Genomic DNA, 411 nt, shown 5'->3' on the forward strand with positions numbered 1-411 from the left:
TGGCTGTTGTTCTGCGTTGCCAGATCGCTGTTCCCGTCGCCATGTGCCTTCGACATCGCCGCCGATACGCCGATTCCACCCGTGCCGACCGATACACCGACGCTTGAGCTCTTCGATTCGTTCGAACTGCGTGTCGAATCGGTATCGGTCGTGTTCACGATATTGACCTGATTCTTGGCCGCCAGGATCACATCGTTCGCGCCTACGTTCGAACCCGCAATCGTGACATTGCCGCTGCCCGGCTGACTATTACCCGTTGCAGCAAACGCCACCGTCCCGCCTGCATTCACGATCGAGCCACGATTCGTCACACTCTCCTCGGCAAACGCACTCTTGCTGTGGCTGCTTCCGACACTCAGCTCAACCTTGAATTCGGGCGACGCGCCACCTGATAGCGCTCGCACGCCCGCC

1 protein-coding gene is annotated in these 411 nt (G+C 59.6%); it reads right to left on the bottom strand.

Annotation, left to right across the window (positions count from 1 at the left end):
- The coding region (locus ACV22Z_RS35820) for a hemagglutinin repeat-containing protein (RefSeq protein ID WP_448080953.1) at positions 1-411 on the bottom strand (411 nt) is incomplete at both ends.

This window comes from Burkholderia sp. PU8-34 (genome assembly GCF_053427725.1).